The sequence below is a fragment of the Geodermatophilus sp. SYSU D01180 genome (assembly GCF_054050415.1).
Window position 1 is genome coordinate 37,669 of the sequence record NZ_JBJGZH010000001.1, and the last position, 18,855, is coordinate 56,523.

An 18,855-nucleotide genomic window follows, 5' to 3' on the forward strand; every position below is an offset into this window, starting at 1 on the left:
GGTGGGCCGGTTGCCGCCGACCGCGTGCCGAGCGTGGTGCACAGCGGACGGCCCGTGTCCCCGGGTGAGGCCCCGGCGCTCGGTGGTGGACGGACGCCGACCGTGGTCAGGGGCTGGAGGTCTCCCGACCACGGTCCGTGTCCGCGGTCACGACGTCGTCCCGGCCAGGACCGGCTCCCGGCTGCGGGACGGTGGCGCCGTCGCGTCCCGCAGCTGACCGACCCGGCTGCGGGCGAGCTGCCACGCACCGGGGACGGCCCAGAAGGTCCAGGCGATGTAGACGAACTGGAGGGGCAGTCGCAGCCACGGGTGGGAGGCGCCGGGGAGGCCCTCGATCCGGACGCCCGCCGCGGCGACGTAGACGTTGGCGGGGAACACGGCGACCAGGTACGCCGCGAGGGCGAGAGCCACCTCCCGGCGCCGGCGGTGCGGCGCCGCCAGGCCCACCCCGAAAAGCACCTCGAGCAGCCCGGTCCAGAAGATGACCCGCTCCCGCGCGGGCACGAAGTCCGGCAGGTGCTGCACGAAGGGCTCGGGCTTCACGACGTGGGTGACCCCCGAGAAGGCCATCGCGGTGGCCATCGCCACCCGCGCAGCGTCCGGCGGGGGGCGGCGCCGGTGCAGCCGCGAGGGGAGCAGCCGGGCCAGGGCGTAGGTCCCGACCAGCACGACGAGGAGCGCCATCGCTCGACCTCCGGGTCCGTTCTCCGGGTGGCCGTTCCCTAGGTGACCGGGGACGGCGGCGGTGAGGCGCCGGCCGGTCGCAGCAGGCGCTCGACCGCGGTGTCCCACGCCACGGGGAGCTCGTCACCACGACACGTCCACGTCTCGAAGCGCGTGGGCCTCATGTGCGGGCGCAGTGTCGCCATGACGGCCGCGTGCGGCATCTGCTGCGCGAAGTGGCCGAGCGCCGCGGCATCGGTCCACGCGGACAGGGTCCAGAACGTCCTGGCGAGCGGCTGCGCCCGGAGGCTGTAACCGACGAGCCCCTCGGTGCGCTCCAGCTGACGGACGACCGCGACGGTCAGCCCGAGGAACCGCGGGACCTGGGCGGACGACCGGAGCGGCAGCCGGCTGGCCAGCACCAGGTACTCGTCTCCCGGGACCGGGGAGAGGCGGCGACGCCACGGCACGGTGGGCACGTCACGCCTCCGGGTGTGCAGACGCCGGGGGAGCAGGGGTGCGCACCGGGCGGGCCAGGCGCTCGTAGCGCGGGCGGAGCGCGAGCCGGTACAGGACCCGGAGCAGCAGCGGTTGAGCGGCCAGCAGCTCCGCGCGCTGGGTCGGGGTCGCATGGTCGAGCACCCACGGCCCGGCGAACACGACGGAGCGCGCGCCGACGACCTTCCACGCGGCCTTGCCCAGGGCCGTGAACTCCTCGGCCGTGAACTCCCGCTGGTACCTGGAGAAGGCGACGTCCTCCTCGTGGGGGAGGTGGACACCGAGGATCTCCTGCAGCGCCTCCGCGGCGCGGACCGCCTCTTCCAGGTCCCGTTCCCAGCTACCGCCTCCGGCCGCGCCGGGCAGTTCCCGGAGGCTCTGGCCCATGACCGCCAGGCGATCGGCCAGTACCCGGTGTTCTCCCTCGAGTTCGCCGTCCGCATCGGCGAAGGTCGGGTCCCGCTCCAGCAGGGCGGGGTAGACGACCGCCTCCTCGGCGGTGTGGTGGTCGTGGATGGCGCCCTCGTACCTCGCATACCACGAGGCCAGCGCGGACAACCGGTCCGCGTCGGCCGGGCGGGCCGAGGCGACGAGCGTTCGCAGCCGCTCCGCGTCCGTGCGCATCGCACGGTGCTCCAGGTAGCTGGGGCGGAGGTCCGGCCGGGTGTCGGCGGTCATGAGAGGCCCCGTCTCTCCCCCGTGGACGACGTGCTGCACGTTGGGGACTGCCGCGCCCCCACCGTGGCAGCGGTGCGTGGCGCGGGGAACCGCCTTTGGGCCTCATCGACGCCCCCTGCGCGGGTGCGGCGGTGGGGCGTTCACAGGGCGTGTCGAGCGGTCGCGTGCCGGGTGACCGCTCAGCGTCGGGTGCGGCGATCACACCGGTACCCACCGTGCGAGGCCGCGCCTAACCTGCGGTCGTCGATCGGCCGAGCAGGAGGTCCCGCCGATGGTCGCCCTCACCACCGGCCGGTGGGTCGTCCGGTCGCCGGGGTCCACCGACAGGAGCGGGCGGACGCTCGGGCTGGCCACCGCCGGCCTGCTGCTGCTCGACGGCGTCGGCGGCGGCCTCGCCGTGGCGTCCGGCTGGAACACCCCGGCCGAGGCCTGGAGCGGTCGGGCCGTCGCCGCCGCGCCCGCTCCGGTGATGACCGCGCAGGCCGCTCTCGCTGCGGCAGCGGTCCGCTGGACCGGCCGGCGCGGGGGTGCGGCGGCCGGCCTGCTCGCCGCCGTGTGCCTGCTCAGCAGCCTCTCCGGCTTCTTCGACGGGCAGCTCGGGAGACCGGGGTTGCCCCGCCACCTCCTCGGGGTGCAGCTCCTGCTGGTCGGGGTCACCTCGGGCGTCGGTGCGCTCGCGGCGGTACGGGCTCGGCGTCTGCTCCGCAGCGGGGAGTGACCCGGCCGTCGTCGGGGCGGTGCCGCGGCTCCCACCGCGATCGGGTGGTCGTCCGCTCCGAGCGCAGCGCGAGGACACGACAGGGGCCGGTGACCCGCGCGCGGGGCACCGGCCCCTGTCGTGCGCCGCGTGGATCAGATGTCGTAGTACATCGCGAACTCGTGCGGGTGCGGGCGGAGGCGGATCGGGTCGATCTCGTTCTCCCGCTTGTACTCGATCCACGTCTCGATCAGGTCGGGCGTGAAGACGCCGCCGTCGATCAGGTACTCGTGGTCGACCTCGAGCCGGTCGAGGACGGCGTCCAGCGACGCCGGGACCTTCTCGATGCCCAGGGCCTCCTCGGGCGGCAGCTCGTAGAGGTCCTTGTCCACCGGCGCCGGCGGCTCGATCTTGTTCTTGATGCCGTCGAGGCCGGCCATGAGCATCGCCGAGAAGGCGAGGTAGGGGTTGGCCGACGGGTCGGGCACGCGGAACTCGATGCGCTTGGCCTTCGGGTTGTCGCCGGAGATCGGGATGCGGCAGCAGGCCGAGCGGTTGCGGGCCGAGTAGACGAGGTTGATCGGCGCCTCGTAGCCGGGCACCAGGCGGTGGTAGCTGTTGACCGTCGGGTTGGTGAAGGCCAGCAGCGACGGCGCGTGGGCCAGCAGGCCGCCGATGTAGTGGCGGGCGGTGTCGGACAGGCCCGCGTATCCGGTCTCGGCGTGGAAGAGCGGCTCGCCGTCCTTCCAGAGGCTCTGGTGGCAGTGCATGCCCGAGCCGTTGTCACCGAACAGCGGCTTGGGCATGAAGGTGACGGTCTTGCCCGCCTGCCAGGCCGTGTTCTTGATGACGTACTTGAACAGCATGAGGCTGTCGGCGGCGCGCAGCAGGGTGTCGAACTTGTAGTTGATCTCCGCCTGGCCCGCGGTGCCGACCTCGTGGTGGCCGCGCTCGAGTTCCAGTCCGACGTTGGTCAGGTTGGTCATCATGTCGGCGCGCAGGTCGCTGTAGTGGTCGTAGGGCTCGACCGGGAAGTAGCCGCCCTTGGCGCGGGTCTTGTAGCCCAGGTTCGGGCCGACGCCGTTCTCGCCGGTGGCGGAGCCGGAGTTCCAGGCGCCCTCGACCGAGTCGATGTGGTAGTAGCCCTCGTTGATCCCCGTGTTGTGGCGGATCGAGTCGAAGATGTAGAACTCCGCCTCCGGGCCGAAGTAGGCGGTGTCGGCGATCCCGCTGCTGGCGAGGTACGCCTCGGCCTTCTTCGCCACGTTGCGCGGGTCGCGGCTGTAGGCCTCGCGCGTGATCGGGTCGTGGATGAAGAAGCTGACGTTCAGCGTCTTGCTCTTGCGGAACGGGTCGAGGAAGGCGCTGTTGGCGTCGGGCAGCAGCAGCATGTCCGACTCGTTGATCGCCTGGAACCCGCGGATCGACGACCCGTCGAAGCCGAGGCCGTCGGAGAAGGTGTCCTCACCGAACGCCGACGCCGGGATGGTGAAGTGCTGCATGACGCCGGGCAGGTCGCAGAAGCGCACGTCGACGTACTCGACGTCGTTGTCGCGGATGTAGGCGGCGACCTCGTCGGGACTGGTGAACATCGATCCTCCGGTATGGGGCGGACAGCCGACTCGCAAGCTATGACCGGGGAGTTGCCCCGGGGTGTCCCGTCTGTTTCGGGGCGGTAACAACGGCTCCGGCGTGTCGCACCGGACGCCGTCGCGCGCGGGCGGCCGGGCGTGCGGCGGGCGGGTCCTACGCTGGTGGGCATGGTCAGGGACGCACAGCCACCCTCTCAGGAGCGCCGGCGGGGTGCGTCGCTGGGCCTGCCGGAGAGCGGGCCCGGGTCGCTGGCTCCCTTCGGCACCCGGGTGCTGGCGTTCCTGGTCGACGCCTTCCTCTCCGCCGTCGTCGCGGGCCTGTTCACCGCCCCGGACCTGCCGGGCAACTGGAGCCTGCTGTCGTTCGCGCTGGTCTACGTCGTGTTCCTCGTGGCGGTCGGGCAGACGCCCGGGATGCGGCTGCTGGGCCTGCGGCTGGCGCACCCGCGCCCCGCGTCGCGGCTGGCGCTCTGGCGCGCCGTCGTCCGCACCGGGCTGCTCATGCTGCTGGTGCCCGCGCTGGTGGTCGACGCCGACGGCCGCGGGATGCACGACCGGCTCACCGACACCGCCGTCGTCCTCGACCGTTGATCGTCCGCCGCGAGCGGCCGGCCGACGCCGCCGCCGTCGACGCGGTGCACCGGGCGGCGTTCCCCACGGACGTCGAGGCCCGGCTGGTGGGGGAGCTGCGCGCGGACGCGGGTTTCCTGCCGCACCTGTCGCTGGTCGCCGTCGACGGGGACGACGTCGTCGGGCACGTGATCGCCACCCGCGGCCGGATCGACCCCGCGGGCGCCCCGGTCCTCGGGCTGGGCCCGCTCGGCGTGCGGCCGGACCGGCAGGGGAGAGGCGTCGGGACGGTGCTCGTGCACGCGCTGGTCGCCGTCGCCGAGGCCGCGGGGGAGCGCCTGGTCGCCCTGCTCGGGGACCCGGCCTTCTACGCGCGGGCCGGCTTCGTGCGCGCGTCGGAGCTGGGCGTCGAGCCGCCGGACCCCGCGTGGGGCGGGCACTTCCAGGCCCGCCGACTGGCCGGCCCGGAGCAGCGTGGCACCTTCCGCTACGCGGAGCCCTTCGACCGGCTGTGAACGACGGGAGCCCCGCACCGTGCGGTGCGGGGCTCCCGTCGGGGTGGGCTAGCGGCGGCGGACCTGCCGCTGACTGACCGTCATCTGCCGGCCGCCGGGCAGCGGGCCGCCGGGGACCGGCGGGCGCGCGCCGCCGAGCGCGGCCAGCCGCCGGCCGAGGGTGTTGACCTCAGCGGCGGACAGGTTGCGGGGCAGCTTCATCACGTGGGCGCTGAGCTTGCGGAGGGGGACCTGCCCCTCCTCCTCGCCGACGGTGACGTCGTAGATGGGGGTGTCGCCGACGACGCGGGCGATGCGCTTCTTCTCCTGCGCCAGCAGGCCGCGGACGCGGACCGGCGAGCCCTCGCCGACCAGGATGACGCCCGGGCGGCCGAGCACCCGGTGCACCGCGTCGAGCTGGGCGGTGCCGGCGACACCGGCGGACACCCGCCAGTCACCGCGCATGCCCTCGAGCACCCACGCGGCGGCGCCGGGCTGGCCCTCGACCTGGCGGTAGGCGGAGCCCTGCGCGCGGCGGCCGAAGACGATCATCGCCGCGAGCACGCCGAGGACGACCGCGATCGGCAGGAAGAGGAACGGCGCCCCGAACAGGATGGCCACCAGCTCGACGAGCCCGGCCACCGCCACGAAGGCGATGAGCATGAACCACGGCAGCTTGGGGTCGTTCTTCCGCGTCAGCGAGTAGGCCTGCTTGATCATGCGGACCTGGTTGCCGACCTTCTTCAGCCGGCCGACCTTCGGCTGGCCGTCCTTGCCGGTCTTGGCGGGCTTGCCCGCCTTCCCCGCCGCGGTGGCACCGCCCGTCGACCGGCCGCGCCCCGCGGCGGGGCCCCGGCCGGCGTTGCCGGCGGGAGCGGGGGAGTCTGTGGGCTTGCTGCGTGCCATGTCCCCAGGATAGGGGCGTCGTGCAGCGGTCCCGGGTAGCCCGCGGGGCGGTCAGCCCCGAGTGGTGAGACCGCGGGCCTCGACGGCCTGCTGGTAGAGCCGCCCGGCCCGGTAGGAGCTGCGCACCAGCGGCCCGGCGAGCACGCCCGGGAAGCCGATCTCCTCCGCCTGCTGCTGGAAGCCGACGAACTCGTCGGGCTTGACCCAGCGGACGACGGGGTGGTGCCGCGGCGAGGGCCGCAGGTACTGGGTGATCGTCAGCAGGTCGCAGCCGGCCTCGTGCAGCGCGCGCATGGTCTCGACGACCTCGTCGGGCTCCTCGCCCATGCCGAGGATGAGGTTGGACTTGGTGACCAGCCCGGCCTCGCGGGCGGCGGTGATCACCGCGAGCGACCGCTCGAAGCGGAAGCCGGGGCGGATGCGCTTGAAGATCCGCGGCACGGTCTCGACGTTGTGCGCCAGCACCTCGGGCCGGGAGGAGAACACCTCGGCCAGCTGGTCGGGGTCGGCGTTGAAGTCGGGGATGAGCAGCTCGACGCCGCAACCGGGGACGGCGGCGTGGATCTGGCGGACTGTCTCGGCGTAGAGCCACGCGCCACCGTCGGGCAGGTCGTCGCGGGCGACGCCGGTGACGGTGGCGTAGCGGAGCTGCATCGTCGCGACGCTCTCGGCGACGCGGCGCGGCTCGTCGGCGTCGAACTCGGCGGGCTTGCCGGTGTCGATCTGGCAGAAGTCGCAGCGCCGGGTGCACTGGTCGCCACCGATGAGGAAGGTGGCCTCCCGGTCCTCCCAGCACTCGTAGATGTTGGGGCAGCCGGCCTCTTCGCAGACGGTGTGCAGGCCCTCGCGGCGGACCAGGGACTTGAGCTCGGTGTACTCCGGGCCGGTCTTCAGCCGGGTCTTGATCCACTCCGGCTTGCGCTCGATCGGGACCTGGCTGTTGCGCACCTCCAGGCGCAGCAGCTTGCGGCCCGAGGGGCCGATCCGGGACGGCTCGGAGGTACTGGTCGCCACCGTCTCGCTCATGATCCCCACCGTACTCCCGGACGGCGATCGCCCCCGCCGCCTCGAGGGCAGCGGGGGCGATCGGCGCGCGGGGGACGGAGCGTCAGGCCTGGCCGGCGGCGGGCCCGGCGGTCGGGCCCTCGTCGGCACCGCCGCCGCTGGTGAACGGCTCGGGCGCGGTCTGGGTCGGGTCGGTGGCGCCGGCGTCGTCGTCGCCGGCGACGTTCTGGGCATCGCGGATGCCCATGTCGGACTCGGGCGGCGCCGAGTCACCGGCGACGAACATCGCGTCGGAGACGGTCTTGCCGGAGTCGTCGTTGCTCGGGGAGCTGGGCACGGGGTCCTCTCGGTAGCTGGGCACGGGCCCGTCGCCGGCGGGCGCCGGCGTCCACGGGTCCTCGGTCTTGCGGCGCAGGAACGAGAACGCCGCCGCACCGACCGCCAGCGCGAGGAGCACCCACGGCCAGCGGCGCGGCCCGGACTCCGTACCCACCTTCCGCTTCGCCTGCGCAGCCTTCCTCGCGGTCTTCCGCCCGGCCTTGCGGGTGGCCTTGCGGCCGGTCTTCGCGGCGCCGCCGACGAGCTCCGCGCGCCGGTGCTCGAGCTCGCCGAGGGCGGTGCCGACGCCGGCGACCAGGCTGTCGCGGGCGCTGCCCAGCGCCGGGACGACGGTGTCCTTCGCGGCGGCCACCCGGGGGGCGACCTCGGCGGCCAGCGCCTTGCGGGTGGCGGCCGAGGCGGCCTCCACCCGGGGCGCGAGCTCCGCGGCGGCCTTGGCGGCGGCGGCACCGGCGGCGGTGAGCGCCGAGGTGACCGCCGGGCCGGCGGACTCGCGGGCGGCGACCACGCGCGGGGTCAGCGCGTCGACGGCGGCGTCGACGCGCTCGCGGGCGGCGTCGAGGACGGGGTTGGCGGCCTCGCGGGCGGCCACGACGCGCGGGGTGAGCGCCACGACGGCGGCGTCGACGCGCTCGCGGGCGGCGTCGAGGACCGGGCTCGCGGCGCCGCGGGCGGCGTCCACGCGCGGGGCGAGGGCCTCACGGGCGGAGGCGACGGCGGGCGCGGCCACCGCGACGGCGGCGGCGACCCTGGGGGCGGCCGCCTCGCGCGCGGCGTCCACGCGGGGGGCGAGTTGCTCCGCGGCGGCCCGGCCGGCCTCCGTGACGGCGGCGCCGAGGTGGCTCAGCCCCTCCTGGAACTCGGCCCCGATGACCTGGCCGCGGGACTGTGTGACCGGGCCGCGGGACTGTGTGCGGGACACGGGATGCACCTCCGGGTTGATCGACTCCGGCCATCCTGCCCGCTCCGCTCGGACAGCACACCCCGGGACGACCCGCCGCCGGGCCGGGTCAGGACGCTCGCGGTCCCGGGGCGGCACGCTCCGCGCCGGCAGTCCGGAGCACGGTGCAGCCCGGCACGTCGGGGGCGGCGGCGTCGTCGGTCACGGCGACGACGCGGCCACCGAGCGCGGTCACCAGCGCGACGGCGTGGGCCACGGCCGCGGCGGGCACGGCATCGCCGGTGAGGTCGAGCCGGACGACGTCGGCGGGCAGCGCGCCGTCGCCGGCGTGGCCGAGGACCTGCAGGACCGTGCCGTCGACCGCCGTCCCCACGCCGCGGGCGCGCAGCCCCGCCAGGAGGCCGGCCGCCGCCGGCAGGACCGGACCGGGCAGGTCCCGCGGCATCAGGCAGACCACCGACTCCGGCGGGACCCCCGCCCGCAGCAGCGCCGCGGCCAGGGAGTCGGCGGTCCGCCCGCCCGCGACGTCGGCCGGCGACAGCGTCGTCCAGACCGGGGGAGCGGCGTCCGCGAGGCCCAGGACGGGCAGGGCCCGCGTGAACGCGGTCAGGTCGGCCGGGCGTCCGTCCGCCGTCCGCGCCTCCCGGGCGGCCGGCCGGCCCGACGGGTCGACCAGGGGCACGAGCACGACGTCGGCCCCGGCCGTGCCGTCGGGATCCCACGGCCGGGGCAGGGAGGTGGTGCGGTCGCCGGCGACCCCGCCGCCCTCGGCCTTGACGGCGTACATCCCGGCGTCGGCGACCGCGAGCAGGGTCTCGACCGTCCGCCCGTCGTCGGGGGCGGTCGCCAGGCCGATGCTGGCGCCGACCCGGACGACGCGGCCGGCGACCGCGACCGGCTCGACGAGGACGCGGTGCAGCCGGGCGGCGCACTCCCGCGCCAGGACGGCGTCGGCGCCCGGCAGCAGGACGGCGAACTCGTCCCCGCCGAGCCGGGCCAGCACGTCGGACGGGCGGAGGGCCCCGCGCAGCCGCGCCCCGACGGTCCGCAGCAGGTCGTCGCCCGCGGCGTGGCCGAGGCCGTCGTTGACCGCCTTGAACCCGTCGAGGTCGAGCAGCAGCACGCCGGCGGGCCGGCCGGGCGCCAGGTGCGCGGCGGCGCGCTCGACCAGTGCACGCCGGTTGGCCAGGCCGGTCAGCTCGTCGGTGTGCGCCTGCCGGCGGACCTCGGTCAGCGCCCGCAGTTCCCGCAACGTCAGCGCCGTCCGGGCGAGCGACGCCGCCAGGCAGCCCAGCGCGCACAGCTCCCCGAGCCCGGCGCCGGGCCGGCTCCACTCGACGCTCAGGACGAGCAGCGCCGCGACGTTGCAGCCGACCGGGATGCTCACCCAGCGCCAGCCCGTGCGGACCTCCGCGACCGGCTCCGGGGCGGCCGCCCGGGGGGCCGTCACGACCGCGACCGCCGTGAGGGCCGCGTTGAGCACGCACGCCAGGTCGCCCCAGCTGCCGGGGACGTACGTGCCGGCGGCCTGGTCGGCGGCGATGAGCACGTCGGCGACCAGCTTCCCGGTCAGGACGGCGCAGAGCAGGAGGACGGACCGGTCGACGCGGGCGCCCAGGATCGCGAACACCGCGCCGACGAGCGCGAGCAGCAGCAGGTCGGCCACCGGGTAGGCGAGGTTGGCGGCGACCGCCAGCGGGTCGTGCGCCGGAGAGGACAGCGAGGGCGCCAGCACCCAGGTCGCGGTGACCGCGGCGACCGCGAGCGCGCCGATCAGCCCGTCGAGCCAGCTCACCGCCGAGGCCCGCGGCGCGCGGCTGCGCACGAGGAACAGGGGGACGGCGAACAGCGGCGGGTAGGCGGCCAGCCACCACGCGTCGGCCACCGACGGGAACGGTGGCTGCGCCTGCGGGGCCACGACCAGGACGTAGGTGAGGTTGCCGACCACGATGAGGCCCCACGCGACGGCCACCGCCTGCCAGGTGCGCCGTTCGGCGGGCGAGCGGCCGGCGGTGCGCCAGCAGAGGACGCCGGCCAGCACCGGGACGGCGTTGTAGAGGACGACGTCGTAGAGCAGCGTCTCGGTCAGGCCGCCGCGGGCCCGGTCCACGCCGGTGAGGTAGACGGCGACGAGGACCGTCGTCAGCCAGACCACCGGGCGGCGGGTCCCGGTCCGCTGCCCCCGCGCGGCGACCACGGCGCCACCCTGCCACGGCGCCAGCCGGCCGGCGGCGAACCGGCTCGGCACCGTCTCAGTTCCGGACACGGGCGACGGCGGCGCGGTGGGCGGCCAGCCAGCGCAGCAGGTCGGCGACCGGCATGGGCCGGGCGACGGCGTAGCCCTGGGCGACGTCGCAGCCCAGCGCGGCGAGGCGGGTGGCGGTGGCGAGGTCCTCGACGCCCTCGGCGACCAGGCTCAGGCCCAGGTCGTGGGCGAGCGCGACGGTGTGCCGCACGATCGCGGCGGCCCGCTCGTCGCGGTCGACGTCGGCGGTGAGGCTGCGGTCGAGCTTGAGCTCGTCGGCGGGCAGCCGGCGCAGGTAGGCCAGCGAGCTGTAGCCGGTGCCGTAGTCGTCGATGGAGGTGCGCACGCCCAGGCGGCGCAGCTCGCCGAGCACGCTGCGGCCGCGCTCGGGGTCGGCCATGAGGGTGTCCTCGACCAGCTCCAGGGTCAGCGCGGCCGGGGGCAGCCCCCGCCGGGCCAGCTTCGCGGCGACCTTGCCGGGCAGGTCGAGGTCGGCGACGTTGGCCGCGGACAGGTTCACCGACACCGGCACCCGGTGCTCGTCCCACCAGCGGGCGACCGCGTCGAGGGAGCGCTCGAGCACGGTGTCGGTCAGCGGGCGCAGCAGGCCGGCCTGCTCGGCGGCGGGCAGCACCTGCGCGGGGCCGAGCAGCCCGCGTCCGGGGTGGTGCCACCGCAGCAGCGCCTCGACGCCGACGGCGCGGCCGTCGTCCATGGCGACCTGCGGCTGCAGGTGGACGTCGAGCTGGTCCTCGACCAGCGCGGTGCGCAGCTCCTCCATCGTGCGCAGCCGCTCGCCGGAGCCGCTGGTCGGGTCGGGGACGTAGACGTGCACGCCGGTGCGCTCGGTCTTGGCCGCGTACATCGCCACGTCGGCGCAGCGCAGCAGCTCCTGGACGTCGTCGGCGGGGACCGGCGCGGTCGAGACGCCGATGCTCACGCCGACGTGCAGCCGGATGCCGTCGACCTCGAACGGCTGGCGCAGCAGGTCGTGGACGACGCCGGCGCGCTCGGCGGCGGTGTCCAGGTCGACGGCGGGCAGCAGCACGGCGAACTCGTCGCCGCCGAGCCGGGCGAGCACCTCGCCGGGCCGCAGCGCGGGGACCACCCGCGGGCCGACCTGGCACAGCAGCTGGTCGCCGGCGCCGTGCCCGAGGCTGTCGTTGACCTCCTTGAACCCGTCGAGGTCCAGCAGCAGCAGCGCGGCGGGGGAGGCGGTGGTCGCCCCGGCGACGACGGTGCGGGCGCGCTCGAGCAGGGCGCGCCGGTTGGGCAGGCCGGTGAGCTCGTCGGTGCGCGCCTCCTGCCGGACCACCGCGAACGTCCGGACCTCGCGGAAGGTCACCGCGGTGCGGGCCAGCGCGGCGAGCACGCAGCCCACGGCCAGCCAGCCGGCGCTGTCGGGCAGGTCGTCGCCGTAGCCGGCGGCCAGCACGGCGAGGGCGGCGAGCGTGCCGGCCAGCGGCAGCGCGACCAGCCGCCAGGTGATGCGCACGCCCTCCTGCCCGGCGGCGCGCCGCGGGTCGCCGGTGGTGCGCCACGCGGCGACGGCGGCCAGCAGCACGCCGGCCTGCCACACCAGCTCCAGCGGCCCGCCGTCGGCGTAGCGGCCCTCGGCGCTCAGCACGAACAGGGCGGCGTCGGCGACGCAGAACAGCGCGATGGCCCCGGCGATGGCCAGCAGGGTGCGGTCCAGATGCACGCCGAGGATGGCGCTGACGCCGACCAGCAGGGACAGGAGCAGCACGTCGGCGCCGGGCCAGGCGAGCTGGGCGACCGAGACGTGGCTGCTGTCGGTGAGGTAGGGCCCGAGCAGGAACCCGGTGCCGACCGCGGTGGTGCCCAGGGCGGCGACGACCCCGTCGAGCCACATGCTGGGCAGGAACCGTGCGACGCGGGCGCGGATGAGCACGAACAGCGCGACGTAGAGGCTGCCGTAGGCGACGGTGACGCAGGTGTCGGCCACGGGTGCCGGGGTGGTGCCCGCCTGGCCGGTCTCGAGGATGCGCGCGACGTTGCCGGCCGCGCCGACGACGAGCGAGGTGGCCAGCGCGCGCCAGGCCACGGCCTCGCGGGGCGCCTGCCGGGCGGTCAGCCAGCAGGCGGCGCCGGCCGCCAGCCAGGACAGGTGGTAGAGGACGACGTCGTAGAGGACGTCCCAGGCCTGCCCGGGCGGGCGCGGCCCGACGCCGGTGGCGAAGAGGGCAGCGGCGAGCGCCGCGACCACCACGAGGGGGCCGCGGGGGGGGGGCCCCCCCCCCCCCCCCGCCGCCCGCCACCAGCCCGACCACGCCGGCCCTCGGCGTGAACGTCACCGTGTTCGACCCCAGCACGCCCGTCAGCCAGATCCAGGCGACCCTCGACGCCACCTGGGAGGAGCAGCGGGACAACGAGATGGGCAGCGAGCGCTACGCCTACCTCTTCAAGCCCGGCGTCTACGGCACGGACGCCCAGCCGCTGCAGATCAAGGTCGGCTACTACACCGAGGTCACCGGCCTCGGCGACTCGCCGTCCGACGTGGTCATCAACGGCAAGGTCGAGACCTACAACCGCTGCCTCGAGGGCGGCGGCACCAGCAACTGCATCGCGCTGAACAACTTCTGGCGCACCGTGTCGAACCTGACGATCGACGTCAACGCCGCCGGCCAGGACGGCTGCCGGCAGAGCGCCAACTTCTGGGCCGTGTCCCAGGCGGTCTCGCTGCGCCGGGTGGACGTCACCGGCGGCAACCTGTCGCTGATGGACTACTGCACCGCCGGACCGCAGTACGCCAGCGGCGGGTTCATCGCCGACTCGCGGGCGGGCACGGTCGTCAACGGCTCGCAGCAGCAGTGGCTGACCCGCAACAGCACGATCGGCAACTGGTCCAACGGCGTCTGGAACCAGGTCTTCTCCGGCGTCGAGGGCGCGCCCTCGGAGGCCGGCTTCCCGAACCCGCCCTACACCACGCTGGACGCCACCCCGGTCAGCCGGGAGAAGCCGTTCCTCTTCCTCGACGACGCCGGCCGCTGGAACGTGCGGGTGCCCGCAGCGGAGCGGGACACCCGCGGCGTCAGCTGGGACCAGGGCCTGACCCCTGGCCGCACGCTGTCGCTCACCGACTTCCTCGTGGCGACGCCGTCGACGCCGGTGCAGCAGATCAACAACCACCTCGCCCGCGGCGGCCACCTGCTGCTCACGCCGGGGGTCTACGACGTCGCGCGCAGCATCGACGTCAAGCGGCCGGGCACCGTGGTGCTCGGCATCGGGCACGCGACCCTGACCGCGGTCGGCGGGGCGGTCCCGCTGACCGTCGCCGACGTCCCCGGCGTCGTCGTGGCCGGCGTGACCATCGATGCCGGCACCGTCGAGTCGCCGGCGCTGCTGCAGGTCGGCAAGCCCAACGGCGACGGCGGGACCTCCAGCGCGGCGGACCCGACGACGCTGTCGGACGTCTACTTCCGCGTCGGCGGCCCGCACGTCGGCAAGGTCGACACCGCGCTCGAGGTCAACAGCGACGACGTGCTCGTCGACCACACCTGGGTGTGGCGCGCCGACCACGGCGTCGAGCCCTTCACCCAGGGCGTCAACGGCGACACCGACCGCTGGCGGACCAACACCGGTCGCGTGGGCGCCGAGATCAACGGCGACCGGGTGACCGCGACCGGGCTGTTCGTCGAGCACTTCCAGACCTACAACACGATCTGGAACGGCGAGCAGGGGACGACGGTGCTCTACCAGAACGAGCTGCCCTACGACCCGCCGTCGCAGGCCGACTGGCAGCAGCCCGACGGCACGCTCGGCTGGGCCGGCTACAAGGTGGCCGACGACGTGCAGCAGCACCGCCTCTACGGCGGCGGGGTGTACGGCTACCAGCGCAACGCCGGTCCGGGGATCACCACCGAGAGCGGCTTCGAGGTGCCGACGACGCCGGGCGTCCGGTTGCACCACGTGATGACCGTCCACCTCGACGGCCTCGGGATCATCCGGCACGTGGTGAACGACGTCGGCGCCCAGGCCGACGGCAGCAACCAGGGCAGCCCGCGGTACCTCGTCGACTACCCGGCAGCCTGACGCAGGAGGACCGGTGGGCCGTCGCGGACTCCCGCGGCGGCCCACCGGCGCGTTCCGGCGGGCGTGGACGGGAACAGCCCCGGCATCACAGGCAGTAGGGACAACCCGTGCCGCCGGCGGCGACCGTGCGCACGCAGCGGAGCAGCGCAGGGAGACGGGTGCCCTTCGGCACCAGCGCGTGGGCACCGGCGGCCAGGGCCTCGGGTCGTGCCTCGCCGGCCTCCGCGGTCAGCACGACGACCCGGGCCTCGGGTCGAGCGGCACGCAGCGCCTCCGTGGCCGTCAACCCGTCCATCACCGGCATGGACAGGTCCATGCACACGACGTCGGGACGCAGGCGTGCGGCGGCCTCCACCACCTGCGACCCGTCCTCGCACTCGCCGACGACGACGAGGCCGTCCTCCTCGGACAGTGCTTCCACCAGGGTCCTGCGCAGGAGCGGGTGGTCCTCGACGAGGAGCACGCGGATCTCGGTGGAGACGTTCCCGGCGTGGTCCGCTCCGGTCATCCGTGCGCCTCCCGACCGTGCGGCGGGCCCCCTGCGCTGGCCCGTCCGCCGTGACCCTCGAACGGTGCGGCGACGATCCTGGGAGACGTGGGCGATTCCGGCAAGCCCGACGGGCTCTCCTCGCCGGGCGGCGGCCGGGGTGTCCCCGACGGGCCCGTCCGCCGCCCGGGACCCGGTCAGTCGTCCCGGGCGGCCCGCCGCGCCACCCGGCGACGGTGCCGGCGCAGCACGCCGAGCCCGAGCCACAGGATCGCTCCGAGGAACGCGTCCACCAGGGCGAACAGCCACAGCGGCCAGGTGAAGCTCCAGAACAGGAACTCCAGCGTGACGTCCTGCCGGTTCTGCAGCATGAACACGAGCAGCAGCCCCCCGCCGGCGAGGGCCGCGACGACCCCGCCGCTGAGGCGGGCGCTGCCGGGCGCGCTCCCGGTGTCGCCGGTGCTCGCGGGGCCGGGGCTCTGCTGGACCATGACCGCCTCCTCCGCCGCACCCGGACGGTAGGGGCCGTCGCCGCGGACGGGGATCACCCCGCGGGGACGAGTCGCCGGCAGGCGGCTCAGACGGGGGTGATCGAGAGGGTGAGCGCCCGGCGGCCGGCCTCGGAGCGGGCGGTGCGCAGCCGCTCCTCCGAGGGGGTGCCGTACTCGGTGGTGCGCTGCCGGGCGGGCCGGCCGATCGCCGCGGCCATCGCCTCGAGCTCGGCGATCGTCTTCAGCGAGCCGTTCTCGCTGCCGGCCATCCGGCTGATCGTCTCCTCCATCAGCGTGCCGCCGAGGTCGTTGGCGCCACCCTGCAGCACCGCCCGGGTGCCGGCGTCGCCGAGCTTCACCCACGAGGTCTGGACGTTGCCGATGCGGCCGTGCAGCAGCAGCCGGGCGACGGCGTGCACCGCCCGGTTCTCCCGCACGGTCGGGCCCGGCCGCGCGACGCCGGCGAGGTAGATCGGCGCGTTGTGGTGCACGAACGGCAGCAGCACGAACTCGGAGAAGCCGCCGGTCTCGTCCTGCTGGCGGGCGATCGTGCGCAGGTGCGCGACCCAGTGCGCGGGGGTGTCGACGTGGCCGTACATCATCGTCGACGTCGTCGGGATGCCCACCCGGTGCGCGGTGCCGATGATCTCCAACCAGGTCGCCGCGGGCAGCTTGCCCTTGGTCAGCACCCAGCGGACGTCGTCGTCGAGGATCTCCGCCGCCGTGCCGGGGACCGAGTCCAGCCCGGCCTCCCTGGCCGCCGTCAGGAAGTCCTCGAACGACAGTCCGGTGCGCGCCGAGGCGTTGACGATCTCCATCGGGCTGAACGCGTGCAGGTGGATCCCCGGCTGCCGGCGCTTCACCTCGCCGATCAGGTCGAGGTAGGCGCTGCCGGGCAGGTCGGGGTGGATGCCGCCCTGCATGCAGATCTCGGTGGCGCCGGCGGCCCACGCGCGGTCGACCCGGTCGCCGACCTCGGACAGCGACAGCGTGTAGGCGTCGGCGTCGGTGCGCCGCTGCGCGAACGCGCAGAACCGGCAGCCGGTGTAGCAGACGTTGGTGAAGTTGACGTTCCGGTTGACGACGTAGGTGACGTCGTCGCCGGTGACGTCGCGGCGGACGGCGTCGGCCAGGGCGCACAGCGCCTCGAGGTCGGGGCCGTCGGCGCCGAGCAGCGCGAGGTACTGCGCGTCGGTGAGGCCGGCGGGGTCGCGCTCGGCGGCGCGCAGCGCGGCGGCCACCTCGGGGTCGCCGACGGCGAGCGCGGTGGAGGAGCCGTCGCGGGCGGCCGTCGTCCGGTCCCGCAGGTCGGCCCAGTCGCCGTAGACGGCGTCGAAGTCGCCGCGCCGGTCGCCGGTGCGGCCGACGGTGTCCACCTCGACGTGCAGGTCGGTGCGCCCGGACGACACCCACGCCTCGTCCGGCTCCTGCCACGGCAGCCCGGCCGGGATCCGGCCCTCGACGGCGAGGCCGTCGGGCCCGGCCAGCGCGGCCACGTGCGGGCGCACCCGCGGGTCGAGCCACGGCTCGGGCTCGAGCACGTAGCGGGGCTGGGCGGCCAGCCGCTCGCGCAGCGTGAACCCGCCCTCGGCGGTGAGCGCGGCGAGCTTGTCGGTGTTGGGCCAGGGCCGCTCGGGGTTGACGTGGTCGGGGGTGAGCGGGGAGACCCCGCCCCAGTCGTCGACGCCGGCGCGCAGCAGCAGCCCGAGCTCGGTGGAGTCGGACAGGTTCGGCGGTGCCTGCACCCGCGCCCGCGGGCCGAGCAGCAGCCGGGTGACCGCGACGGCGGCCACGTACTCCTGCAGCGCGAGGTCGTCGTGCGCGGCCATCGCGGTGCGCGGCTTGGCGCGGAAGTTCTGGACGATGACCTCCTGCACGTGCCCGTGCCGCTGGTGCGCGGCGCGGATCGCCAGGATCGCGTCCACCCGCTCGGCAGCGTCCTCGCCGATGCCCAGCAGCACGCCGGTGGTGAACGGGACCGCGGAGCGGCCGGCGTCCTCGAGCACCCGCAGCCGCACCGCCGGCTCCTTGTCGGGGGAGCCGTGGTGCGGGCCGCCGCGCTCGGACCACAGCCGGGTCGCCGTCGTCTCCAGCATCATCCCCATCGACGCCGCGACCGGCTTGAGCCGCTGGACCTCCTCCCAGGTCATCACCCCGGGGTTCAGGTGCGGCAGCAGCCCGGTCTCCTCCAGCACCCGGATCGCCATCGCGCGCAGGTAGGCCAGCGTGGAGTCGAAGCCGTGCGCCTCCAGCCAATCGGCGGCGACCGGCCAGCGGTCCTCGGGGCGGTCGCCGAGGGTGAACAGCGCCTCCTTGCAGCCCAGCGCCGCGCCCTGCCGGGCGATGTCGAGCACCTCGTCGGGGGAGAGGAACGGCGCCTTCCCCTGGGCCCGCAGCTGCCCGGGGGTGGTCACGAAGGTGCAGTAGTGGCAGCGGTCGCGGCACAGGTGGGTGAGCGGGATGAACACCTTGCGGCTGTAGGTGACCACGCCGGGGCGGCCGGCCGAGGCCAGGCCGGCGTCGCGCACCCGCGAGGCGGCGGTGAGCAGCCGGTCCAGCGGCTCGCCCTCGGCCAGCCCGCGGGCCGACAGCAGGGTCTCGGCCTCACCGGCGTCGAGGGTCACGCCCCGCTCGGCGCGGGCGAGGGCCCGGCGCAGCGCGGACGGCACGGGGGTCTGCGGCTCGGTCATCACCGGAGACGCTAGACCCGGACCCCGCGCGGGGCGCCGATCCGCCCGTCAGGGGGCGTCGACGTAGCGGCCGCGCAGCCGCAGCAGGGGCGCGGCGCCGTCGCGCAGCACCGGCACGTCCTCGACGGCGAGCAGCGCCAGCACGTGGTCCCCGGCCGGCACCAGCCGGTCGAGCCGGCAGTCCAGCGCGACCACGCCGCCGTCGAGCACGATCGCGCCGCTGCCGGCCGCCCGCGACCACGGCACCGACTCCAGCAGGTGCCGCGCCGAGGGCCGCCCGGCGGAGGAGAACCGGCTGGCGAGGATCGCCTGCCCGGCGGCGAGCACGGTGAGCCCGCAGGTGCCCACGGCCTCCAGCACCTCGGCCGGGTACCCGTCGGCGGTCAGCCCGACGGCGACCAGCGGCGGGTCGGCCGACACGCTCATCACCGAGGTGACCGTCGTCCCGACGTCGTCGATGTCGTCCCGGACGGTCAGCAGCGCCACCCCCGCGGCGTACTGCCGCAGGGCGGCGCTGAACTCGGAGGGTGACACCGGCATGGCGGC

17 protein-coding genes are annotated in these 18,855 nt (G+C 75.4%); 4 read left to right on the plus strand and 13 right to left on the minus strand.

Annotated elements, in window-relative coordinates:
* Positions 1–147 precede the first annotated feature (147 nt).
* The 3 genes from ACI8AA_RS00200 to ACI8AA_RS00210 are packed head-to-tail and all read right to left on the minus strand — an operon-like array spanning position 148 to position 1,839.
* Positions 148–684, minus strand: a complete 537-nt coding sequence (locus tag ACI8AA_RS00200) for a DoxX family protein (protein ID WP_457042507.1) — start codon at positions 682–684, stop codon at positions 148–150.
* Positions 685–722: 38 nt separating this feature from the next.
* Positions 723–1,142: a hypothetical protein gene (locus tag ACI8AA_RS00205; RefSeq protein WP_457042508.1), complete on the minus strand. Its 420-nt coding sequence runs from the start codon at positions 1,140–1,142 to the stop codon at positions 723–725.
* Position 1,143: 1 nt separating this feature from the next.
* A complete protein-coding gene (locus tag ACI8AA_RS00210) occupies positions 1,144–1,839 on the minus strand; it encodes a hemerythrin domain-containing protein (RefSeq protein WP_457042509.1) in 696 nt (231 codons plus the stop codon).
* A 271-nt stretch (positions 1,840–2,110) separates the two neighbouring features.
* Here ACI8AA_RS00210 and ACI8AA_RS00215 point away from each other — a divergent pair, with 271 nt between their 5' ends.
* Positions 2,111–2,557, plus strand: a complete 447-nt coding sequence (locus ACI8AA_RS00215; protein WP_457042510.1) for a hypothetical protein — start codon at positions 2,111–2,113, stop codon at positions 2,555–2,557.
* Between the two features lie 134 nt (positions 2,558–2,691).
* Here the strand turns inward: ACI8AA_RS00215 and glnA are convergent, their stop codons facing one another.
* A complete protein-coding gene (glnA, locus tag ACI8AA_RS00220) occupies positions 2,692–4,128 on the minus strand; it encodes a type I glutamate--ammonia ligase (protein ID WP_457042511.1) in 1,437 nt (478 codons plus the stop codon).
* Between the two features lie 168 nt (positions 4,129–4,296).
* Here glnA and ACI8AA_RS00225 point away from each other — a divergent pair, with 168 nt between their 5' ends.
* Together ACI8AA_RS00225 and ACI8AA_RS00230 are read left to right on the plus strand one after the other, a co-directional pair.
* Positions 4,297–4,719, plus strand: coding sequence for an RDD family protein (locus tag ACI8AA_RS00225; RefSeq protein WP_457042512.1), 423 nt, complete (start codon positions 4,297–4,299; stop codon positions 4,717–4,719).
* Entirely contained in the window at positions 4,716–5,213 is a 498-nt protein-coding gene (locus ACI8AA_RS00230) for a GNAT family N-acetyltransferase (protein WP_457042513.1), read from the plus strand. Before ACI8AA_RS00225 ends, ACI8AA_RS00230 begins: the two co-directional genes overlap by 4 nt.
* A 48-nt stretch (positions 5,214–5,261) precedes the next feature.
* On the opposite strand, the gene ACI8AA_RS00235 is transcribed toward ACI8AA_RS00230, so the two are convergent.
* The 5 genes from ACI8AA_RS00235 to ACI8AA_RS00255 all read right to left on the minus strand — a co-directional run bounded on the left by ACI8AA_RS00235 (position 5,262) and on the right by ACI8AA_RS00255 (position 12,818).
* The gene (locus tag ACI8AA_RS00235; RefSeq protein WP_457042514.1) at positions 5,262–6,098 is read right to left on the minus strand and encodes a DUF4191 domain-containing protein; all 837 of its coding nucleotides are present in this window, start codon (positions 6,096–6,098) and stop codon (positions 5,262–5,264) included.
* Positions 6,099–6,149: 51 nt separating this feature from the next.
* Positions 6,150–7,124 (minus strand): lipoyl synthase, encoded by a 975-nt coding sequence (gene lipA / locus ACI8AA_RS00240; protein WP_456936545.1) that lies wholly within the window; start codon positions 7,122–7,124, stop codon positions 6,150–6,152.
* 82 nt (positions 7,125–7,206) lie between these two features.
* Positions 7,207–8,364 (minus strand): hypothetical protein, encoded by a 1,158-nt coding sequence (locus ACI8AA_RS00245; protein WP_457042515.1) that lies wholly within the window; start codon positions 8,362–8,364, stop codon positions 7,207–7,209.
* A gap of 88 nt (positions 8,365–8,452) precedes the next feature.
* Positions 8,453–10,591, minus strand: coding sequence for a diguanylate cyclase domain-containing protein (locus tag ACI8AA_RS00250; RefSeq protein ID WP_457042516.1), 2,139 nt, complete (start codon positions 10,589–10,591; stop codon positions 8,453–8,455).
* 4 nt (positions 10,592–10,595) lie between these two features.
* Positions 10,596–12,818: a putative bifunctional diguanylate cyclase/phosphodiesterase gene (locus ACI8AA_RS00255; RefSeq protein ID WP_457042517.1), complete on the minus strand. Its 2,223-nt coding sequence runs from the start codon at positions 12,816–12,818 to the stop codon at positions 10,596–10,598.
* A 74-nt stretch (positions 12,819–12,892) separates the two neighbouring features.
* Here ACI8AA_RS00255 and ACI8AA_RS00260 point away from each other — a divergent pair, with 74 nt between their 5' ends.
* Positions 12,893–14,641, plus strand: a complete 1,749-nt coding sequence (locus ACI8AA_RS00260; protein ID WP_457042518.1) for a glycosyl hydrolase family 28-related protein — start codon at positions 12,893–12,895, stop codon at positions 14,639–14,641.
* Between the two features lie 85 nt (positions 14,642–14,726).
* On the opposite strand, the gene ACI8AA_RS00265 is transcribed toward ACI8AA_RS00260, so the two are convergent.
* The 4 genes from ACI8AA_RS00265 to ACI8AA_RS00280 form a co-directional block, all read right to left on the minus strand.
* On the minus strand, positions 14,727–15,149 hold the full coding sequence (locus tag ACI8AA_RS00265) for a response regulator (RefSeq protein WP_457042519.1): 423 nt from the start codon (positions 15,147–15,149) through the stop codon (positions 14,727–14,729).
* A gap of 176 nt (positions 15,150–15,325) precedes the next feature.
* Positions 15,326–15,619: a lipopolysaccharide assembly protein LapA domain-containing protein gene (locus ACI8AA_RS00270; RefSeq protein WP_457042520.1), complete on the minus strand. Its 294-nt coding sequence runs from the start codon at positions 15,617–15,619 to the stop codon at positions 15,326–15,328.
* A gap of 86 nt (positions 15,620–15,705) precedes the next feature.
* The gene (locus ACI8AA_RS00275; RefSeq protein ID WP_457042521.1) at positions 15,706–18,309 is read right to left on the minus strand and encodes a bifunctional FO biosynthesis protein CofGH; all 2,604 of its coding nucleotides are present in this window, start codon (positions 18,307–18,309) and stop codon (positions 15,706–15,708) included.
* Between the two features lie 48 nt (positions 18,310–18,357).
* Complete coding sequence (locus ACI8AA_RS00280; RefSeq protein WP_457042522.1) at positions 18,358–18,849, minus strand: flavin reductase family protein; 492 nt, start codon at positions 18,847–18,849, stop codon at positions 18,358–18,360.
* Positions 18,850–18,855 lie beyond the last annotated feature (6 nt).

Excerpts from the sequence above, each read along its gene's own strand:
- ACI8AA_RS00280 (WP_457042522.1), bottom strand. The coding sequence starts at position 18,849 with ATGCCGGTGTCACCCTCCGAGTTCAGCGCCGCCCTGCGGCAGTACGCC.
- ACI8AA_RS00275 (WP_457042521.1), bottom strand. The coding sequence starts at position 18,309 with ATGACCGAGCCGCAGACCCCCGTGCCGTCCGCGCTGCGCCGGGCCCTC.
- lipA (WP_456936545.1), bottom strand. The coding sequence starts at position 7,124 with ATGAGCGAGACGGTGGCGACCAGTACCTCCGAGCCGTCCCGGATCGGC.
- ACI8AA_RS00270 (WP_457042520.1), bottom strand. The coding sequence starts at position 15,619 with ATGGTCCAGCAGAGCCCCGGCCCCGCGAGCACCGGCGACACCGGGAGC.
- ACI8AA_RS00225 (WP_457042512.1), top strand. The coding sequence starts at position 4,297 with ATGGTCAGGGACGCACAGCCACCCTCTCAGGAGCGCCGGCGGGGTGCG.
- ACI8AA_RS00210 (WP_457042509.1), bottom strand. The coding sequence starts at position 1,839 with ATGACCGCCGACACCCGGCCGGACCTCCGCCCCAGCTACCTGGAGCAC.
- ACI8AA_RS00200 (WP_457042507.1), bottom strand. The coding sequence starts at position 684 with ATGGCGCTCCTCGTCGTGCTGGTCGGGACCTACGCCCTGGCCCGGCTG.
- ACI8AA_RS00265 (WP_457042519.1), bottom strand. The coding sequence starts at position 15,149 with ATGACCGGAGCGGACCACGCCGGGAACGTCTCCACCGAGATCCGCGTG.
- ACI8AA_RS00235 (WP_457042514.1), bottom strand. The coding sequence starts at position 6,098 with ATGGCACGCAGCAAGCCCACAGACTCCCCCGCTCCCGCCGGCAACGCC.
- glnA (WP_457042511.1), bottom strand. The coding sequence starts at position 4,128 with ATGTTCACCAGTCCCGACGAGGTCGCCGCCTACATCCGCGACAACGAC.
- ACI8AA_RS00215 (WP_457042510.1), top strand. The coding sequence starts at position 2,111 with ATGGTCGCCCTCACCACCGGCCGGTGGGTCGTCCGGTCGCCGGGGTCC.